The organism is Chamaesiphon sp., from assembly GCF_041738855.1.
Taxonomy (GTDB): domain Bacteria; phylum Cyanobacteriota; class Cyanobacteriia; order Cyanobacteriales; family Chamaesiphonaceae; genus Chamaesiphon.
Window position 1 is genome coordinate 22,552 of the sequence record NZ_JBGSPA010000226.1, and the last position, 21,240, is coordinate 43,791.

Consider the following 21,240-nt stretch of genomic DNA (forward strand, 5'->3'; position numbering starts at 1 on the left):
TGTCTGCAAAAGATATTTTTTAGCGATTCAAAACTAAGCACTAAAATCTAGGCAAACTCTGCTAGTTCCAACCACCTTTCCGTCGTCGAATCGATCGATTTGTTGACTTGTTCGAGATCGGCTGTAAGCTTCTGAAGCTGACTATAAGCGGCATCGGGTGAGTGAGCTAGTGCTTGTTCGAGCTTGACTTTATCAGCTTCGAGCTTGGCGATTTGGGCTTCGAGCTTCGTAAATTCTCGTTGCTCCCAGGTAGACAACCGCCGTTTTTTGGCATCGTCTTTGGGTACTATGACGGGAGTTACTACGGGGACAGATTTGGAAGTAGCGCGATCGGTTTTGGCTGCCAATTTGTCCGCATTGGCTTCGGCTTGTTTGTAGTCTAGATAGACGGAATAGTTGCCAGGATATTCGCGGATTTTGCCTTCAGCTTCGATCGAGAATATTTTCTCAACGGTGCGATCGAGGAAGTAGCGATCGTGTGAAACTACAATGACACAACCGTTAAATTCGGATAGATATTCTTCCAATACGCCGAGAGTTTGGACATCGAGATCGTTTGTCGGTTCGTCGAGGATCAATACATTCGGCATACTCATCAGTACCCGCAACAGAAACAACCGCCGTTTTTCACCACCAGAAAGTTTACTAATCGGCGTATATTGTTGGTTGGGTGTAAATAGAAACCGTTCCAACATTTGGGACGCACTAATTTGACTACCGTCGGCGACTTTGACATATTCACCAACTTCTTTGATATAATCGATCGCACGGAGTTGTTCGGTACCTGCTTCTTGTAAGTCTTCAGAGTGTTGATCGAAGTAGCCAATATGAATGGTGGCACCGATATCGACACTACCTTTGTCAGGTGCCAATCTGCCCGTACAGATGTCCATCAGTGTCGATTTACCTGCTCCATTTTCACCGATGATCCCGATTCGATCTTCAGGCGAAAACTCATAGGTGAAATCGGATATTAATTGGCGATCGCCATAATTTTTAGATACGCCGACTATTTCGATTACTTTCTTACCAATTCGCCGTGTCGGGGTAGATATTTCTACGCGTCCAGTTGTCTGTTTAAATTCCTTTTCCTTGAGATCTTCCGCTCGTCCGATTCGCGCTTTTTGCTTGGTGCTACGCGCCTTGGCTCCCCGCTGCAACCAAGCGAGTTCGCGGCGCAATAAGCCTGCATGTTTGCGCTGGGTGCCCACCATTGACTCTTCCGCCAGAGCTTTCTTTTCTAAATAATAAGTATAGTTACCACTATAAGTAAAAATGTCACCGCGATCGATCTCGATGATCCGATTAGTTACCTTGTCCAAGAAATAGCGATCGTGCGTAATCAATAAAATTGCGCCGCGATACCGACTCAAATACTCCTGCAACCACTCCACCGACAACGCATCCAAATGGTTGGTCGGTTCATCCATCAATAGCGCATCTGGTTCCGACAATAACGCCGCTGCTAACGCAATTCGTTTGCGATATCCACCCGACAAATCGCCGACTTTCGCCTCAAAATCATGAATTCCCAACTTAGTCAGAATAATCTTGGATTTGGTTTCCAAATCCCAAGCATTCACAGCATCCATCCGCTGCATCACAGTAGCTAATTTATTTAATAATTCTGTAGAATCATTGTTTTCAATCTGAGCTAACTTTTCAGATATTTCTTCATAGTCACGGACTAGCTGCATCTGTTCGCCACTATTGGCAAATACTTGTTCTAGTACCGTGTGGTTGGGGTCCATCTCTGGCTGCTGAGGGAGATAGATCGTTGTCACCCCAGGATTGAGCAAAATTTGCCCGCCATCGATCGGTTCCAAGCCCGCAATCATCTTGAGTAAAGTTGATTTCCCCGAGCCATTCATGCCGATCAAACCAACTTTGTCCGCCGCATCTAAGCTAAACGAGCCATCTTTGAGAATCTCTTTAATCCCAAAGTCTTTCTTAACTGATTGCAACGTAAAAATAGTCATGGATTTGGGAGATGGGTTTGATGTTGTTACGATCGACTCAATGGATTGCCCATTTAACTCTAACGGAGATCTGCCACCAACTGCTTGGGGCTAATTATCATTGTAGGTCGATCGCGACTGTTGATGTAAGGTTTTGCCTGATGTTACCCAACTTACATGATACCTTACTCAAGATGATTCCAGTATTGGTACAATACACTTAGTCCTCGCCATTGCCGGAGTGTCGCTTCGATGACCTTATCAACAGTAGTAGTAACGCATCCTCGATTTGAATCTTTTGAGGACTATTTAGCCTATACAGATGACAACAATCGACTATATGAGTTATTCAACGGGGAATTAGTCCAAGTGCCACCAGAGTCAGGATTTAATATTGGGATTGCTAATTTTTTATTTAGTTTTTTCCTGCCGATTGTCGGCTATTTGCGAGTGCGAGGACATGGACTAGAATTGGAAGTCAATGGAGAACCCCGCAATCGTTATCCTGACTTGACGATTATTAAAACAGAACACATCGAGCTATTGCGTTCTCGCAATACCATTAGATTGCAAATGGCACCGCCAGATTTAGTTATAGAAGTAGTTAGTCCTGGCGATTTGCAGCGAGATCGGGATTATATTGCCAAGCGAATACAATACCAAGATCGAGATATTCCTGTCTATTGGATTATCGATCCACATGTTCGAGAAATTATGGTTTTAACATTGACAGCAGCAGGATATCAAGAGCAAATTTATCGGGGTGATGATAAGTTACAATTTCAAGATACATTGCTAAATTTAACCGCCGATGAGATTCTCTCGGCTGGTTGCTGATAATTTAATTGCTGAAATTCAATTTATTGAATACTCGACCCAAATTACAGCTCCTCAATCTCAAAATCCTTGGATCGAATTTGCGGGAATTTTCAAAGACGATCCAGATTTTGCAGACATTGCTCGAGCGATTAGATCCGAAAATATGATGCTCAGAAATTGAGCGATCGATTTAACCTTCCTTCAGCACTATTTTTGGCAAAGTAAGTCGATCCAACGATCGATCGCATCGTAAAAGCCTGAAACCTAGCTGGTGGGCAGTGCCCACCCTACTAAAGCTAAAACTGAAACCTAAAGCTTAAAGCCTAAAACCTACTTTCTCATTTACGGAACTTGCAAACTAATCCAACCCTGCTCTGGAATGTGCTGACGATAACGACCGCAATCAGAGAATACCAGTGCCATCTGTAGCCCATAATCGGGTTCGAGGTTGAGATCTGCCCAGGGTACGGCGATTTCTAGACACTTATCCCAGGCGACTAGGGCATTGCTCGATCGCGCTTCCCAACGATCGTAATCCATTGCCTCTTGCAACCAGCTATACTTGGTCGTCAGATCGATCAGCAAGCGATGGTGGAACCGATAATTAGTCGGTGCTTTGCGGGGTAATTCTGCCAATGGAATCGGGCTATTGTGCATGACTTCCTTGGGATAGTACCAAGCCAAATTCAACTCATTGGGGATCTCGACTCCTGGTTTGACACCAGCTCTGAAGTCTAGCCGCAGATAGAAGTTGACGTGATCCGCTCCATAGTAGACCCGCTGAATCGGACTACTTTGGTGCATCGTGCCGCTAGCACCGCCGATCTCCAATCGTCCCGCCAAATTCCAATCTTGCTCGTCCCCAAGTCCATCGATTTTGGGATTGATAAATCCCTCTGGACGATAAGTAGTCTTGCGTTCGTGGGACTCTACGGCAATGCTCAATTCAGCAGGTACAGGCTCATTCAATGCTTGATAGAGGGCGATTAGATGTTCGCGGAATAGTTGGTCGAACATCGCATCTTGGTTGGAGGAGTGCCCCTCTCCGAACCACCAGAACCAATCCGAACCTTCGGCGGCATAGAGGGCTTCCCACGCTGCGGGATTATTGGTTTCTGTCGCTTCGGGATGGTTGGCAAGGACTTGTCTGGCAGTGGTGAGTAGATCCCACGCCCGATTCTTGGCGGGATCGCCTATCCAGGTAGTCAGGCTACCATCTACCCATGAACCTGTATGGAGTGAGGGCGCAGGGAAACTCGCAGTAGCGGGGAATTCATCGAGGAATTCGGAGACGGTGACGAGTTTGATGCTCTCATCATCGCTGAGAGTCTGATAAAGATGTTCGAGGAAGGGTTTACCATCGAGGTGATAGTGTTCCCAGCAGTTTTCGCCGTCAAGGGCGATCGTTACTAGCCATGGTTGTTCGAGACTGGTACCATCATGTCCTTCTTTGGCAAGGAGGGACTTAGAAATCGCATGGAGATGTCCGACGAGATCGGCAGAGGCGGTTTCGGCGGGCATCCCACTATATGTAAATCCAATTAAATCCGATAATCGGCGATCGCGAAATACCATCGACAAGTCGCCATCGGGCGTACTCACCTTGTAGGGACGATACAGAGACTGTGGTTCGAGCACATTGCCCGCACCGTCGCGATGGAAATAATGCTGGAGCGTACTCCCCAAAATCGTCTCATCCGTACACAGCCACTTGAACCCTTGTCGCGCGACATAGGGCAACATTTCTGGGCTGACAGCTTGTTCTGACGGCCACAAGCCCCGTGGAACGCAACCAAAGCGATCTTTGTACATCTTCCAAGCTTTACCGAGATGGCGGGGAATATCTTCCGCCCACTGAAATCTTTTTTCGGGTAGCGTCATATTGGGAATAGCAACCCGTCCCACGTTGGTATCTGCCAGTAGCGGCAAAATTGGGTGAGTATAAGGCGTCGTCGTCACTTCCAGTTGACCCGATTCCTGCATCTGCCGATGTTGGGGGACAATTCGGCGCAAGATTTCTCGTTGTTTGGAGTAGATCCGCTGTCTGTCACTCAAGCTAAAGTCTCGATCCTGTTTGAGCCAATGCGCGATCTCGGGATCTTCCCAGAACAAGGGATCGAACCAGGCGAGATTGTGCCATGCCAATAAGTCGCTATAATCGCGATCGACCCACTGCTCGAAACACCACGGTTCGCCGCGTTCTTGGCGTTGGTGGTACAGTTCGCTATATCGTGGGTGAGGATCGATCAGGGTATGATGATTGGCATCAAAAAAGTGCCGAATAATAAATTGTTTCTGCGCGGCTTGCAGTTGCTCGACAGGCATCAATGCTAGTTCGAGATACGGATCGAAGGCTGTCCCCGCAATATAGTCCTCCAACTGCAAGATCAGCGATGGCACCAAATTGACTGTCTGATGCAGTTTGGGATATTTTTCGAGTAATAAAATCAGATCCAAATAATCTTTCGTGCCATGCAAACGCACCCACGGTAATCGGTACTTACCATCGCGGTACTTGTACAGAGGTTGATGCTGGTGCCAGATAAAGGCGACATGGAGAGGATGCGGCATAGATTAAGTTATGAATTGATGATTAATTTGAGCAGAGGCTAATCGATGCTCTTGCAGAGCGGCTACGCTTACGACTAGATTGTCAAATTTTGACCGATCGTTTGCGATCTTAACTCACTTCTTTTGGTGAAAACACACTTTGAGCCAAATCTGACTGGGGATCGCGCTATTGGTTCACAACACTTAATCAATTAGGCTTTAGGGTTTAGGCTTTAGGGTTTAGGGTTTAGGGTTTAGGCTTTAGGGTTTAGGCTGTAGGCTTTAGGCTGTAGGCTTTAGGCTTTAGGGTTTGGGCTTTAGGCTTTAGGTTTTAGGCTTTAGGTTTTCAGGGCTTGGAGGGTTGGGGCAGCAAGCATCCTTCTGTTCACCATCCACCATTCACCATCCACCATTCACCATCCACCATTCACCATCCACCATTCACCATCCACCATCCACCATCCACCATTCACTAAGTTAATTTATCCGCTTGAGCGAAATGGGGATTAACTTTTGACCTGTAGCTAGCGGGATCTTGAGCGTGAGATTATCGCGATCGAGACATTTGTAGGGGAGCTTGACTGGGGGCAAATCGCGATTGCCAAAGAGCATAAACAAGCGATCGCCAGTGAGTTTGATATTAGTACCCAAGTTGACTTTGGTAGTCAGTCGTTGGTAATTTTGAGAACTAAATGTCAAAGTACTATCGGCATTGACCTGAAATCTCGCGTTAGCATTGCCAGCGATCGCCAAGCCGATCTTCTCGATTTTAGCTCCAGTTTCTGCGGTCTTGAGCGTGAATTTTTGTTCGACATCTAAGGCGTCAAATACTGCATTGCCATCTCTGTTGATGGTGACTTTCGCATATCCAAGTAGCAGCGGTTCGGTGACTTTGGCTTGCGTAAAAGTTTGGACACTCGGCAACCAATATGCAGCCAAATCGGCGATCTGCCAGGTGCCAACATAACAATATGGCTCCCCAAGTGGTGGTGGCGGAATCTCGACTTTTGGGGCGGTTTGGACGATTGGTGATGCCCAGCGTCGAGGGGGAGTGGGTGTGGGGTTGGCGCGATCTACCAGCCGCAGTGCGATCCGCGATTTTGATTTGCGACTAGATCTGCCAGTCGCAGTAAAATCATACTGTTGACCGCGATCGCGGCTAGTTGTCGTCAAGCACAGTTGCGATACCTCGCTGACGACTGGAAAACTAAACCGTGAATCGGCACCATCACGCTCATCGGCTCGTTGGTGTAGTTTCTGGTTGAGAGCATCGCTATTGCTGACATCATTATGAAAAAACCTCAATGCTTGGGCTTTGTCATACAGCGCAAATTTGAGAATACCCACCCCAGTAGTCTTGACTTTGAGGGTAATCCGCGTATTTGGTTCTACCGATAATCCATAACAGACTTCCCCCTCGGGGTTGCTCGGCGATGGTGTGAGCGATCCGCGATATGTTTGTCCCAACGTCATCGGGAGTACGGGGGAGGCACGTCTAGCCAGTGCAGTTGGCGCGATCGCGAATACTAGTAGCGGTAAAATCCGCAGAATTGATAGCTGGGACATATAGGTAGATGAGCACTCTATGGTAAAGCCTCTCCCGGGGAGCATCGATCGATGATGTCTGTCTAGATCTAATCCGATCGCCAGACACCACCAAGTAGGTCGATTGTGAGAAAGTAGTATAGCTTCATACTGCCCAATTAATCCTCCAATCGACCAGCTAGATTGGAAAATGATAATAATTTTAATTTTGGGGTTGCTTTACACTATATTGACCGATCGCCTTGCTTTTACCCTACCCTCTCTGGTATTAAGAAATCGTATAATTTGCGCTCTGACTCTGGCGATCGCGATTACAGTAAGGGATGAGCTGCTGCGATCGTCGATTGGCTACGCTCTTCTATCTCCCATTAACTTAGAACGCCACTATGGAAACTCAAGATCTGATCCTATTGGTCGTATTGCTCGTACCAGGATTGCTGTTATCGGTGACCATTATGCTCACCTTCGCGGCTGGTGGTTAATTACTTTGTTCCTGTTGTCCAATTAGCAATTAGCTAGCTAGGGTAGTGAGTGAATGGTGAACAGTGGATCGCCTATTTCTGAGGTGGGAAGGGAACAAGTGCGCGTAAATATTTATTAGCTAAAAATTGCCTAGAACCTAGATGGTGGGCAGTCCCCACCCTACTTTTACTACTTCTGGGCACTGCCCACCTTACTTCAACCTTCCGATCTGTTCAGCAGCGATCGAGCACACCATTCACTATTCACTATTCACCAATCCCGCTGGGTCAAACTGCGGGCTAGACTATAACAGTGTTCGGCTGCGTCCCACTGCTGAAGACTGCTGTGAACTCGACCTTTATTGAACCAAAATTCAGGATTTTCGGGAGCTAGAGCCGTGGCTTGCTCGAAACTAAACAGGGCATTGTCAAGTCGATCGAGTTCGAGGAGGCAGTTGCCACGACTATTCCAGGCGGTGGCGCGATCGGGATCGAGATTGAGGGTGACTTCATAGTCGGTGAGTGCGGCTTCAAATTTGCACCGCAGCAGATGAATATTGCCCCGCCGATACCAAGCTGGAGTGTATTCTGGGTCTAATCTCACAGCGCGATCGAGACTGGCAATGGCGGCATCGATTTGACCGAGAGCTTGCTGGGCGATCGATTGCTTGTACCAGGTTGCGGCATCATCATCGCGCAGTTTGAGACTAGTTTGATAGCAGTGCAAGGCTTCGGGATACTGTTGGAGGTTGAGATGAGTCGTTCCCTGATTATTCCAGCCGCTGGGGTCTTGGGGAGCTATCTGAGTCGCGCGATCGTAACTGTGGAGGGCAGCTTCCAAGTTACCTAGTTGAAACAGGGCATTGCCGCGACTATTCCACGCGCGGGTCGTCAATGCGGTACCAGTGTCAGTGGTAGCTGAAGACAGAGTGAGGGCGCGATCGAAGCTCACTACCGCAGATTCCCAGCGACCGAGTTCGAGCAGGGCATTGCCGCGATAGTGGTATGCTTGGCGATCGTCGGGATTGAGGATCGCACAGTTGTCATAACAGGCGATCGCATCTTCATATTTGTGGAGGTGCGCTAGAGCTACACCGCGATTGAGCCAGACGAGCGGATCTTGGCGATTGAGATTGACACTTTGCTCATAACATGCTAAAGCTTCTTGCCAACAGCCGAGATGTTGAAGGGCGATGCCGCGTCCGTTCCAGGCATTGGCGTCGGGATGGATTTCGAGGCTGCGTTCGTGGGCGGTAGCGGCTTCTTCATAACGGCTGAGGTGAAATAGAGCCTTGCCGCGATTGTGCCAGCTTTGATAGAACTGCGGTTGGAGGGCGATCGCTTTGTCGTAGCTGACGAGTGCGGCTTCATACCGTTGGAGCGATCCGAGGACGTTGCCGTGATTATTCCAAGTGTAACAATCGTCCGGTTGGATCTCCAGGGCGCGTTCGTAGCTATCGAGCGCAGGTACCAATTGCCCCAATCCAAACAGGAGGTTGGCTTGTTGGTACCAAGCTGGAGCGTAGTCAGGGGTTAATGCTACACAGCGTTGGTAACTATGGAGATTGTCAGTAGGATCGGTATGGAGTTGAAACTGTGCTTGTCCGCGCTGGTACCAAGCCAAGCCAAAGTTGGGATCGCACTCGATCGCTCGATCGTAACTGCTCAGGGCATCATCCCAGCGTTCCAGGTGACTGAGGAGATAGCCGCGATGGTACCAGACGTCGGCGAGATCGGGGGCGAGTTCCAATGCCTGCCGATAAGCACTCAGTGCGCCAAAAAACTCACCTTGATGATATTGGGCTTGTCCCAATAACTGCCAACTACTCGCCCGCTCTGGCTCTAGCGCGGTAGCGGCTTGGAGACTAGCTACCGCCGTCGTATACGCGCCTAGTTCGATCGAGACGCGCCCATGCTGTTCCCACGCATCGGGATTGTCAGGATCGAGTTCGATCGCTTGACAGCAAGAGATCTCGGCTGTTTCCCAGTCGCCTTGAGCGGCTTGGGCGCAGCTTTGGTGGTAGAGGATCGCATAAGTTTGGGGCGCGAGGCTGAGGGCGCGATCGTAGCAACTATTGGCATCTTCCCACCGATCGAGGGCGGCGAGAGCCAAACCTTTGTCATACCAGACTGCTGGCTCATGTTCGTTGAATTTGAGCGCGACATCATAGCAGGAGATCGCCGCTTCCCAGCGGCGCAATTGAGCCAATACCTGTCCGTGACTATAACAGAGGTCGTAACTAGCAGATGTCAAGGCGGTGACGCGGGCGTAGCAGCTAGCGGCGCGTTCCCATTCCTGTAACTGTTGGAGAGCCTTGCCTTGACGATACCAGGCTTCGGCGCGATCGGCTTGGAGATTGGTGACTTGGGTATAGGCAAATACCGCGTCGGCTAGCGCGTCCATTTGCCAGAGGAGATTGCCCAACCCGTACCAAGTATCTGGATCTTGGGGGTAATATTCCACCGCTCGATCGTAAGCAGCCAGCGCACCTGCGAGATCGCCGATTTGGGTCAATTCTTTGCCCAAGTTGTGCCAAGCGGGATGGTAATCTGGTTGAAGCTCGATCGCTTGGTGATAGCTGGCGATCGCCTCCTGTTGGCGACCCAGATGTGCTAGCGTCAACCCGCGATCGTTCCAACTGTGATAATCTCCGCCATTGAGCTGGAGGGCGCGATCGTACGCCGCTAGTGCTGCGGCATAGTCTTGGAGTCTGAGCAGCGTCTTGCCCTGAAAGTACCAAATCGGCGCAGCCGTGACATCGAGCTTGAGAGCTTGCTGATAGCTGTAGAGAGCCTCTTCCCATTGTTCTAAGTGGCTCAAAGCATAGCCACGCTGACACCAACACTCAAACCGAGCTGGCTCGATCGCTAGAGCCGCATCATAGCTGACAACTGCTGCTGGATAACGGCGGAGTTTGAATAATGACTGTCCTTTGCCCTGACTGGCGGGATAGAAATTGGGAGAAATCGCGATCGCCCGATCGAAATTAGTCAGGGCGTATTCATGCCTACCCAAAGCAGCCAGAGCATTGCCGCGCTCGTACCAAGCCAGATAAAAATTGGGATCGATCGCGATCGCCCGATCGTAACTTTCCAATGCGGCGGTATATTCCTGCTGTAACCCTTGGACGATCCCATACCGATGCCAGATCGCCGGATCTTTGGGCTGGAGCTGGAGTGCCCGATCAAAGCTGGCTTGCGCTTCGGGGTAGCGTCCGAGTTTGACCAAAGTGCTGCCACGAGCGTCCCAAGCTCGCTCGATTTCCGACTGAAGGGCGATCGCCCGATCGTAGCACGTCAAAGCCTCCAGGTGTCGCTCTAGCTGTGCCAGAGCGTGGCCCCGATCGTACCAGATATAGGCATCATTTGGTTGATAGCCGATCGCCCGATCGTAACTAGCGATCGCCTCTACATATTCCCCCTGCTGCGCCAAGGCGATCCCCTGATTGTACCAAGCGGGATAAAACTCGGGATTGAGCTTGAGCGTGTGAGTGTAGCTACTAATTGCCTCATCATGCCGCCCGAGATGAAACAGCACAAAGCCCAAATTGTTCCAAGCTTGATGATAGTCGGGCTTGAGCTTGAGCGTGCGATCGTAACAGTCCAATGCCTGCTCGTATTGGCTCAGATGAAACAGTGCCATCCCTTTGTTGTACCAAGCCTGATGAAATTGGGGTTGGAGTTTGAGCGTGCGCTCGTAGCTGGCGATCGCAGCGTCATAGCGGTGGAGATGAAACTGGGCTACACCTAAGTTGTTCCAAGCCGTGTAGAACTCAGGATGCAGCCGAGTTGCCTGTTCGTAGCTCCCAATCGCCGCCTCAAATTTGCTCAGTTTGAAGAGTGTTTTGCCTTGATTATTCCAGGCATCACTGAGGGTGGATTCGAACTGAGTCGCTTTGCGATAGCAGTCGAGGGCGGATTCGTACCGTCCGAGTTGGAACATCGCTTGACCCCGATTGTTCCAAGCTGCGGCATCTTTGGGGGCGAGGGTGGTGGCTTGAGTGTGGCAGTTGAGAGCTTCTTGGGGTCGATCGAGTTTGGCGAGGATATTACCCCGATTAGTCCAGCCTTCAACAAATTGGGGTTGCAGGTTGGTGACGACTTCATACCTGCGGAGTGCGGTCTCCAACTCACCCAGATGAAATAAAATATTCCCGCAATGGTTCCAGGCTTGATAAAAGTCTGGCTGGAGTTCGGTGACTTTGGTATACGCTGCCAAGGCTGGCTCAAGTTCACCCAAGCAAAATAAGACTTTGCCTTTGTTGTACCAAGCTACTTGAAAATCTGGAGCCAGATCGATCGCGCAATTGTAGCAGCGTAGCGCGTCCTGAAAACCTTGTTGCTCGAAGTGGGCGACACCTAGATTATTCCAAGCTTGATGAAATTGCGGATTTAGTGTTGTTGCTTGCTGATATGACCCGATCGCGGCGGTAATATTGCCCAACTGCATCAATACTTGACCTTGGTTATTCCAGGCAAATGGATCGCTAGGTTCGAGCTGCAAACTCCGTTCATAACAGGCATAAGCCGCTTGCGCCTGTCCGATCTCTAATAACAACCAGCCCTTATGAGTGAGGGTAAGGCGATCTTCTGGCTGAATTTCTAGTGCGCGATCGTAGGCTACTAGAGCCGCATCATAGTCCTGTAATTCAAATAAAGTTCGCCCTTGTTGATACCAGGCAAAATGGTCGCTATGATTGAGCGCGATCGCCCGTTCGCAACAAGCGATCGTCTCTGGATAGCGTTTGAGTTGAAACAATACCCAGCCTTGATTTGCCCAAGCTTCAGCATCTTGCGGTTGCAGTTCGATCGCTTGGGTGTAAGCATTGAGAGCTTCATCCCACCGCTCTAGCCCGACCAAAACCCACCCCAAGTTTGCCCAAGCTTCCTGCTTGTGGGGTTGCAGTTCGATCGTTTTGCTATAGCAAGCTAGCGCAATATCCAACTTACCTGCATTTCGATACGAGTTTCCCTGACTATACCAAGCTGCTGGATCGTCTGTAGCCACAGGGAGAATTAAGTAGGCGGACTCTGAGTCGAAATCTGCTTTTATTGTCTCATCTTCGGCGACGGCTGTCGAAGCTGTCTGTCCATCAGCTAGAGATTTAGTCTCATCATCGGCGGGAGATTGAGACGCCGCGATCGCGCGATCGCTCTCTACATCGTTAGCGATCGTTGACTCTTGGCTACTTGTAACTAGATCTGCACTCCGATCTGAGTTATGCCGATGACTGAGACTGCCCCAAAATCTACTTACCATAATTATTTTAAAAGATATTCAAAATGCTGCAACAGACTTGAGACAATGACTTCTGAGCATCTAAAAAGTAATTTCGCCCAAATTTTAGCGATAAAAATTGTGGTAGTTTCCTAGTCACTTGGCAGTTTAGCGATCCGCACTGACAACCACAAATTTACTAGGAGATACTGAGGCGTCATAGTATTATTAAATACATTGAAATGAATAGTATTTAAAATATTACCAGCCCCAACTAGATGCTTCGTCAATTTGGCAACCGATCGAAGGTATTAAAAAGACGTGTTAAATGGTAGCAACTAGTCGATTGAGGCGGAGTTTAGACTGTTTTAATTATTGTAGATTATCTGGCATCGGGATGAGAAGTCACCGGAATTGCCAACCGCTGTTTACAGGCAATCCGGCTGATGCTGACGTTGCTGGAGCGATCGGTGCCAGAGCCAACTAGGGTGATGAGATCGTCGCAGCAGTCAGTCGATCGCTAGTTGATTTCCCACTCATCATAACGTTCAGCATAATAGCTGAGGAGGCGATCTAATTGCCGCAAATCTAACTCAGTAAGTCGATCGGCTCCTGTAATTTCTAGACCGCCAAGCTGGCTCTCGGTGTAGCTAAAGGCGCGATCGATCGGCTCCAAAAAAGTGACAGTAATGCCTGCAATTTGTCGCAAATGAGCGGCGACTTCTCGGTACACCGCCAACGGTAGCTGGTAGTTACAGATTGTAAAGGCTGGAGTCGGAAGGAGCATGGGAATTAGGTTTTAGGCTTTAGGTTTTAGGCTTTAGGGGGTAGATATAAGTTTGTTTGTGGCGAAGATCTTTACCCCACCCTAGCCCTCCCCCGATCGAGCGGATGCAACCTTTGCTGTAGGCAGGGGAGGGGACAAGAGCACCCCCTTTATAAGGGGGGGTAGAGCAACATCAACAGCGAAGTCTAGCCAAAGGGTAAGAGGTATCGATCACTTCAGCAACACTTTCGCCGCCGCAGCCACACCAGCCCCTGGCGCAGAACCAGTATGCCCGAGTTCAGCGATCGTCGCTTCGAGCGCAGCAATCGCCGTGAGGATGTCCCGATCGCACACAAAGCCCAAATGACCGATTCTGAAAATCTGACCTTTGAGACCATCCTGACCGCCAGCCAGGACGATATCAAATTTCTTCTTCATCACACTTCGCACCTGTTCGGCATCTACAGTCGTCGGTGCCACTGCGGTGATCGCGGGGCTACCATGTCCGTCAGGCGCATACAATGGCAATCCCATCGCCGTAGCGGCGGCACGGGTAGCGTGCATGTGTCGCTGGTGACGCGCAAAAATATTTTCTAGCCCCTCTACCTTCATCATCTTTAATGCAGCTTGGAGCGCGAAAATCAGGTTGACTGGGGGTGTAAATGGGGTAGTGTTTTTAGCAGCGTCTTTGCTATATTTACCCAAATCCATGTAGTAGCGAGGTAATTTAGCCACTTGATAAGCTGCCCAGGCTTTGGGACTGACGGTCACAAAACCCAAACCAGGAGGGATCATGAACCCTTTTTGGGAACCAGAGCAAACCACATCTAGACCCCACTCATCGATCGGCACATTGACGGCACCCAGGCTAGTGACAGCATCGACGATGATGAGCGCGCCGTGGGCTTTGACATGCTTGGTAATGGTTTCCAAGTCATTGATGACGCCTGTCGAAGTCTCGCTATGAGTGACGATGACGCCTTTGATGGCTTTGGCAGTATCTGCATCCAAAGCTGACTTCACCGCATCAGGATCGATCGGTTGTCCCCAGGGTGCGCTGACTTCAACGACATCGAGCGCAAATGCTGTGGCAACTTCCGCCCACCGTTCGCCAAATTTACCATTGTGAACGACCACCACGCGATCGCCAGGACTGAAGAAATTAATTATCCCGGCTTCCATCGCCCCAGTGCCAGAAACAGTCAACATCAAGACATCATTTTGGGTTTGGTGCAACCACTTGAGATTGGCAGTCACATCTGCCATAATCTGACTAAACTCACCACTCCGGTGCCCGATCGGATGCTTGGCTAAAGCCAGTAACACATTCTCAGGTACTGGTGTCGGCCCAGGAATCATCAACATTAATTTGTTTTCCACAATCTTTATCCCGTTCAAATATATAGTTAAACTTACAAGCTAGAATCGATCCACTCGCGACTGGGTAACTGACCGATTTTAATTTGGAGAATGTCAATTTTAGCTCAAGATCGCGACAGGGGATAGGGGTCTAGCTCGGTACCACAGTCGATCGCTGCCAGTGAGTGGTTGAGATCGCCACAGTTGCCACTATATCCAATTTCCATCCCTCCCAACCGCGATGGGACAGGAGTGCTGTGCGATCGACCGCAAATCTGGGCACAATAACATCAACTGGGTAACTGACCGATCTCCGGTCGCTGCTACCAACCATTTTCTGCTTGATGTCTTTGACCGATCGACGGCGAGCCAATCGCAATAGTTGCTATACTCATGCTGATGGCTAAATAGAGCGAATCTAATTTGCTAGTACGCGATTGCCGATGTCAGGTCTGTTTTGAGGATATTATGGCATGATGTTGATGGTATATAGTAGTAACCTTTAAATCGCAAAAAAATGTTATGACAAATAATCTGATTCCTTATGATTGTGGTGACGACGATGTAATTGCTTTTGGAGAGGCAATGTTTCGGTCTGGGAAGCTCAAAAAGGCGATCGGTCAATCCTTTGATGGCTCAGTTGGTAGGGCGATCGATCAGAAACTACGTCAGCATGGATTGGAGATTCCCATTCGGATGATCGGTTCGACCCGATTGGCAAATGAGCATTGTCAATGGTTCGATGAAGGAATTAGTTGTGAGATCCTCGATCTATCTACCCGTCGCTGGTGCAAAGGTAAAGTAAGGGTACAAGTTTCGGTGGAATTTTTGGTAGAAGATACTACCGAGAAAATGTTATTACCAGGCGAACTCGATCGCGAAGACATCGCTACTGATGAGTATGTCAACAGCGAATATGTCCTCACAGGTATTCATCACAATAACAATGGTCAATAGTGTAGCTAAGTAGGGTGGGCACTGCCCACCAGTTGATATTTACGCAACTTATTCGATCGAACTTACCTGCTTCAGAGTTGTCGGTTATTCGATCCACATTCATAAGTCAGGTCATCATTTGTGCGGGCTTTTTTGGCTCAACCAGTCAGCGGTATATTTGCTAATGTGCTGATAAAAATCAATTCGTTGCGCGCGCAAGAGTTCCGATCTGTAGTCCTTGGCTCGATCGAGATTGCGTGCAGACATTTCCGTCATCCGCTGGGGATCTGTGACTACTTCTCGAATTTTGGTAGCCAATGCCACGGCATCGCCCGCAGGTACCAAGTCTGTCGCCGCCAGTAGTTCGGGAATGCCCCCGACAGATGAGCCAATACACGGCAATGCTCGCGCCATCGCCTCCACCATTGCTTTGGGCAAGCCTTCCTGATATGAAGGTAAGACGAACAGATCGGCTTTGTCCAATTGTTGGCGCACAGCCGCCCCCGCTGGAATAGCTCCCAAAAAGTGGATTTTGTCTGTGACTCCTAATGCTGTGGCTTGTGCCTCCAACGCTTGCCGAAATTGACCATCCCCAGCGATCGTCAAATTGATATTTAACCCCTCTTTGATACAGATGCCGACGGCAGCGATCAGGATATCTGGAGCTTTATAAAGCTGGGCGAGAGTGCCCACATAGATCAGTGAGATCGGGCTGTGCTGGGCACCAAACAAGCGTGGCGCGCCCACAATGGTATCCGATGGAAGATGCACGTCCGAAATCCCCGTCGAGAGCACATCTGCTGAGGCTGGATAACGTCGTTGCAGGGCTTGTTTGGTGACATAGTTGACGGCGCAGGCATCCTGGCACCATTTCCGCAACTGGCGAGGTTGTCGCCACCGAAGGTAGGGGCGAAGCGGATGTGTCATCGCTCCTGGCGCGTAGACATCATAAGGATCTGCCAACACATCCAGTGCGTACAACTTTTTGAGTTGATTTGCGACATCGATCCCTACTGCACTGAGCGTTCCAGGGCCATTGCAGAGCAAGACATCACACTCTTCCAGACTAGCTTGGATCGTATTGCGAATTGTTTTGGACTGAGCTAAATATTGATAGGGACCTTTATAAAAAGGTACCGTTCGGAACACAACTCCATCCCCGTCCGCCGGACGCCATGAATCATCGATCTTAGCGATTTCTTGTAATCTAGTCATGATGATAAGCTGGTCGAAACTTTGGCGCGGGATCGTCCAATATTCATCGTAATTTGCGACTGACTGGGTATGAACCCGACCATCGGGAGTGCGATAAAATACCGCAGCATCAATTGTCAATAAAGCTTTTACCATTAAACGTTCTTAGTTAAATACGTGGATCTGAAAATTAGATTGCTACTCGCTCTTTACGAACTAAATCAATCATATCTTCCAAAAGTTTGGTGCCAATATTTTTCCAGGAATAGGTAGTCTCCGCAATAATACCAGCTTCCTGAGCCATTTTATAAGCAGAGGCGTAATCTTGAGAGATCGCTAACATCGCTTGAGCTAGCGCATCAGCATCGCCTGGGGGGACGATCGCGCCATTGCGCTCGTGAATGATTTGCTCTGGTAAAGCACCGACATTGGTCGCAATCGCGGGCAGTCCATTTCCCAAACAGACTGCGGCTACGCCTGATTGTGTCGCTGACAAGTAGGGCATAACTGCTATCCCGTGATTGGCGACGATCTCCGCCAATTCGGCTTCAGCAACCCAGCGATTGATTAATTGAATTCCTAACTCGGACATTTGGGTTTTCAACTGTTCGTCGATCGTCCCTTTGCCAACTATTGAGAGTGAAAGATCGGGGTAGACCTGTTTGGCGATCGCAAAAGATTTGACTAATATTTCTACCCCTTTATATTTTTCAATCCTGCCAAAAAACAGAAATTTGTTTCTGTTTGTGGCAATTCGATCTAGATCGATACTAGCAGCAGGCTGAATAATGCCATGCGCTGATTTCAGGATCGGTATCTTCGGAAATTTGAGCAATAGTTGTTGATAAGAATAATCAGAAATTCCCACCAAAGCATCTGCTTTATTAGGATAGAAAAACTGATATGCAGTAATTAATGGCAACCAGCGATCGGGATGGGTTTCTACATCATGAATAACATCAATTGTCAATACTTGGGAAGAAATCGCTTTTTTTATCATCCCAGCCCAAGGCCCAGAGCCAGTATCCAAGAGGATATCTGGTCGATCTCGATCGATTTCTTTAGCTACATTCAATGGCTGCTGAGTTACCATCGACCATAGCAGTGTGGAAAAGCCACTATATGTCTCAAATGTTTTGATTTGACAGGGTAGCTCCTGCCATTTAGCTAGTAGTTCATTATTAGCGGAAAGATAACAGGTTACCTTCACTATTTTTGAGAGCACCCTGACGAGTTCGTAAGTATAGTGACAGATCCCACCTTGTTTACCGATATACAAAATACCTAAATGAATGCTCGAACGATCTGCCATCTTTTTAGTACTTTAAGTTGATATTGAGTCTAGTTGAAACTAATTCTCGATCGCCACCAGTAGGGTTCAAGCTTTATTTCTCACCTTTCCTCATGGCATTTGATAGCTCTTTGACCCGATTTGGACTCAATTTACTGAGCCATCTCATCCAGAGATAAGGAACTACAGAGTACCAGATCAATGGTCGAAATACCATTTGAGATGAGCCGCGTGGATAGAATAGAAAAAATGATACAAAGATCGCGATAATTGCCATTTTTGCCGGATCGCGATCGCGAAGGCACCACTCGACAGATTTAGCCAAGAAGAATCCAATCATCCCCATCAAAATAATCCCAAACCAGCCGAAGTTGAGATAAGCTTCTGCAATAAAGGAAAATCCAAAACTCCCGCCGCGCTCGGCAAATTCTTTGTCAAGTTCGCCGACCAACCAAAAGTCGGGAATGTCATAACCAGACATCGTTAAAGCCGGATGCCGACCTGATGAGAATACATTGGGGATCAAGATCAAAAGACCCATAACAAAGCTCGACCCCAGCGCGAACGGTCTGACTGTCGGTACTAGTTGCATCGTCCAACCGATCGTGGTAGCACTAAATCCCATCTCGGAAATTGAGGAAACTAGCGGATTGTTGACCCCCGCAAGTGTTTTGCTCAGAAATTCCATTGAGAATAAATCTACACCTGCTACTTCATTTCTCGTCGCCCCGATCACTGGAAATACCACCATCAGCATCACTGCGGAGATGGCTACAAGTAGCATCCTCGGGAGCGGACGCACTACGCTATCCCATAACCACAACATTGCCAATAACGGCATCACCGCCGCGCCCCGCGTCCCGATCGCTAGCTTGGCGCAAGTATAAAACAACAGATAGAGGACTGCAAATATTCGTAATTTGGGTTTGTCTTTGCCACCAGCAATGACCAGAAAGACCCCAGGAAAGATAAAATCCGCGATAATCGATGCCGATCCAGCAAGTCCAGTGACAGCTTGTTGCTCGTACACAGAGGCATAACCACCAGATCTAGCAACTTGAATCGCCCCGAGTGCTGTTACCAAGACGGGGAGAATCGAGATGTATAGAAAAATCTGACCGACTGTGACGATCGTCCGGGCGGGGATGACTGAAGACCTAAACGACGATCCGATTGGTGGTTCGGACGCGCCGAGCTGGAGTGGCACATACGGAACGATTGCCGCACTAGCAGCAGACTCGATCCTGGACTTGGGAGCTACATCGAAGGCACTGCGATCGAGCAGTTGGAGAAACTGGCGGGGGGCACTTTTTTGGCGATCGAGGACGATACACAGTAGTGCGCCAAAATGCATGGCTGCGAATGCCAGCGTGACTAGATACACTACTTGTAACGACTCACCGACTGTAAATACATTATTTAAAAATCCATTTTCATTGAGATTGAAAACTTCTAAGACGATCTGTCCGCCATTAAAGATCAGAGCTGACAGTAGAAACAATACATACGGGTCGAATAAGCGTTTGGTCACTGAGTACCAAGATCCAAAAAACCAAATTGTTAGCCCCAAAAAGAGGCAGCACATCGCGTAAAATGTTGCTTCTACCGAAAACATAAATCCCGCTGGATTGACGGCATAAACCATCCCAAAAATTACCAATCCAATCAAAATATATGATTGAATCAATACTATCAGCCAATTTTCACGGCTTTTTTGTACTATCATCCATCTGTCTCCACCACTATGTATTTGCTACCGTCCGATCGCATCTGCACCTGCCTCTCTACTAATTTCGATCCCAGCTCGACCTAAATTAAAGCTTTATCTAGAGTACCCAGCTTCTTGCTCGTACTTCCTACCCGCACACCGCGATAGATCTGCATCAGCTCTCTCACCCCAACTTGAATATTGAAAGAGCTATCCTGAATTGTCGTTAAGGCTGCCATCCGATCGATCTTTGGCTGCTGCCGAGAGCGGAGAATGCGATCCGCCCACACCGAGGCTGGTTGGGACAAACTCAAGCGGGTGACTAGCGATTCGAGCAGGCAGACTTCGGCGGTAATCGCCTCAGACAAGAAAGCCGTCAAACCTGCTGCTTGCACCTCGATCCCCACTAGCGGCAACCCTTCACACAAAGAAGGCATCACAAACGCATCCATGGCTGAGAGCATCAAGCGGGGGACATCGGGACGACTACCAACAAATAGCGTCCGCGCGCCGATCCCTTTGGCGACCGCTTCCTGCTCGATGGTCGATCGCAATGGGCCGTCGCCGACCAATAATAGATAAGCCTGTGGCTCTCGGTTGAGGATTTCCGCAAAGATATCGAGCAGAAAAGTATGGTTCTTTTGCTCCTGAAAGCGACCGACATGTCCGATGACAAATGCTGCTGCGGGGATGCCCAGTTCGGCGCGGACACTCGCAGCATCGACCTGTTGTGCAAATGGGGTCAGATCGACACTACAGTAATAAATCTGCCAGCGTGGATCGGTTTGCCAATTTTTGCCAAATAAGTTGGCACTCGCCACCTCACTACATCCTAGTCCCAGGGTGGCATGACGATCGATCCAGTACGTCATCAATTTAAAATATTGCCGCCGTAGCCATCCAGCTTGGGCTTCGAGAGCGGTAGAGTCGATATGACTGTGGCAGATCCGCATCGGTACGCCAGCTTGACGAGCCAACCGGAAAATGTAGCCATTGTAGTGATGAATATGGCTGTGGACGATATCATAAGGGCCATACTCACGTAGGATTTGGGTGAATTTTTGAGCGTACTTGACCGGATTGGCATGTCCCATGCAGGAAATCACCCGCCCACCGAGAGCGCGAATCTCATCATCATAGGCACCTACAGCCGTCGTACTGACGAGAAAATCCAGATGGAAGCTGTGGCGATCGATATTGCGGAGGATATGCATCAGCCAAGTTTCTGCACCCCCACGATCCATCGTACCGACAACGTGGAGTATACGGATGGGCGGGCTACCAAGATCGCGGTTCATAATTTCTGAGCGGCATCTGAAGATGAAAATGTAGACAAAACGACTGATTTCTCGATCGGGTTGTGCCTCAAGTTTATTGAACTACTATCCCCAACGTCATCAGCAGTAATACTCAATCCCAGGGATGCAAGTCTTGA

Annotated in this window: 13 protein-coding genes; 2 read left to right on the forward strand and 11 right to left on the reverse strand. The window is 48.9% G+C overall.

Annotated features, from left to right (window positions below; translation table 11 throughout):
* Positions 1–47: 47 nt before the first annotated feature.
* Complete coding sequence (locus tag ACEW9I_RS25180; protein WP_373543077.1) at positions 48–1,979, reverse strand: ABC-F family ATP-binding cassette domain-containing protein; 1,932 nt, start codon at positions 1,977–1,979, stop codon at positions 48–50.
* Between the two features lie 231 nt (positions 1,980–2,210).
* Here ACEW9I_RS25180 and ACEW9I_RS25185 point away from each other — a divergent pair, with 231 nt between their 5' ends.
* Entirely contained in the window at positions 2,211–2,795 is a 585-nt protein-coding gene (locus ACEW9I_RS25185) for a Uma2 family endonuclease (RefSeq protein WP_373543078.1), read from the forward strand.
* A gap of 324 nt (positions 2,796–3,119) precedes the next feature.
* On the opposite strand, the gene ACEW9I_RS25190 is transcribed toward ACEW9I_RS25185, so the two are convergent.
* The 6 genes from ACEW9I_RS25190 to ACEW9I_RS25215 form a co-directional block, all read right to left on the reverse strand.
* Complete coding sequence (locus ACEW9I_RS25190) at positions 3,120–5,348, reverse strand: glycoside hydrolase (RefSeq protein WP_373543079.1); 2,229 nt, start codon at positions 5,346–5,348, stop codon at positions 3,120–3,122.
* A 456-nt stretch (positions 5,349–5,804) separates the two neighbouring features.
* Positions 5,805–6,893: a hypothetical protein gene (locus ACEW9I_RS25195; protein WP_373543080.1), complete on the reverse strand. Its 1,089-nt coding sequence runs from the start codon at positions 6,891–6,893 to the stop codon at positions 5,805–5,807.
* Positions 6,894–7,604: 711 nt separating this feature from the next.
* The gene (locus ACEW9I_RS25200; protein WP_373543081.1) at positions 7,605–12,593 is read right to left on the reverse strand and encodes a tetratricopeptide repeat protein; all 4,989 of its coding nucleotides are present in this window, start codon (positions 12,591–12,593) and stop codon (positions 7,605–7,607) included.
* 478 nt (positions 12,594–13,071) lie between these two features.
* Positions 13,072–13,338 (reverse strand): hypothetical protein, encoded by a 267-nt coding sequence (locus ACEW9I_RS25205; protein WP_373543082.1) that lies wholly within the window; start codon positions 13,336–13,338, stop codon positions 13,072–13,074.
* Positions 13,339–13,548: 210 nt separating this feature from the next.
* Positions 13,549–14,697, reverse strand: a complete 1,149-nt coding sequence (locus ACEW9I_RS25210) for an alanine--glyoxylate aminotransferase family protein (protein WP_373543083.1) — start codon at positions 14,695–14,697, stop codon at positions 13,549–13,551.
* A gap of 130 nt (positions 14,698–14,827) precedes the next feature.
* Positions 14,828–15,049: a hypothetical protein gene (locus ACEW9I_RS25215; RefSeq protein WP_373543084.1), complete on the reverse strand. Its 222-nt coding sequence runs from the start codon at positions 15,047–15,049 to the stop codon at positions 14,828–14,830.
* A 149-nt stretch (positions 15,050–15,198) separates the two neighbouring features.
* Here ACEW9I_RS25215 and ACEW9I_RS25220 point away from each other — a divergent pair, with 149 nt between their 5' ends.
* Positions 15,199–15,633, forward strand: coding sequence for a KGK domain-containing protein (locus ACEW9I_RS25220; protein WP_373543085.1), 435 nt, complete (start codon positions 15,199–15,201; stop codon positions 15,631–15,633).
* A gap of 114 nt (positions 15,634–15,747) precedes the next feature.
* On the opposite strand, the gene ACEW9I_RS25225 is transcribed toward ACEW9I_RS25220, so the two are convergent.
* The 4 genes from ACEW9I_RS25225 to ACEW9I_RS25240 all read right to left on the reverse strand — a co-directional run bounded on the left by ACEW9I_RS25225 (position 15,748) and on the right by ACEW9I_RS25240 (position 21,103).
* Positions 15,748–16,962, reverse strand: coding sequence for a glycosyltransferase family 4 protein (locus tag ACEW9I_RS25225; RefSeq protein WP_373543086.1), 1,215 nt, complete (start codon positions 16,960–16,962; stop codon positions 15,748–15,750).
* 34 nt (positions 16,963–16,996) lie between these two features.
* A complete protein-coding gene (locus ACEW9I_RS25230; protein WP_373543087.1) occupies positions 16,997–18,118 on the reverse strand; it encodes a glycosyltransferase family 4 protein in 1,122 nt (373 codons plus the stop codon).
* A gap of 73 nt (positions 18,119–18,191) precedes the next feature.
* The gene (gene wzy / locus ACEW9I_RS25235; protein WP_373543088.1) at positions 18,192–19,823 is read right to left on the reverse strand and encodes an O-antigen polysaccharide polymerase Wzy; all 1,632 of its coding nucleotides are present in this window, start codon (positions 19,821–19,823) and stop codon (positions 18,192–18,194) included.
* Between the two features lie 83 nt (positions 19,824–19,906).
* Positions 19,907–21,103, reverse strand: coding sequence for a glycosyltransferase family 1 protein (locus tag ACEW9I_RS25240; protein WP_373543089.1), 1,197 nt, complete (start codon positions 21,101–21,103; stop codon positions 19,907–19,909).
* Positions 21,104–21,240 lie beyond the last annotated feature (137 nt).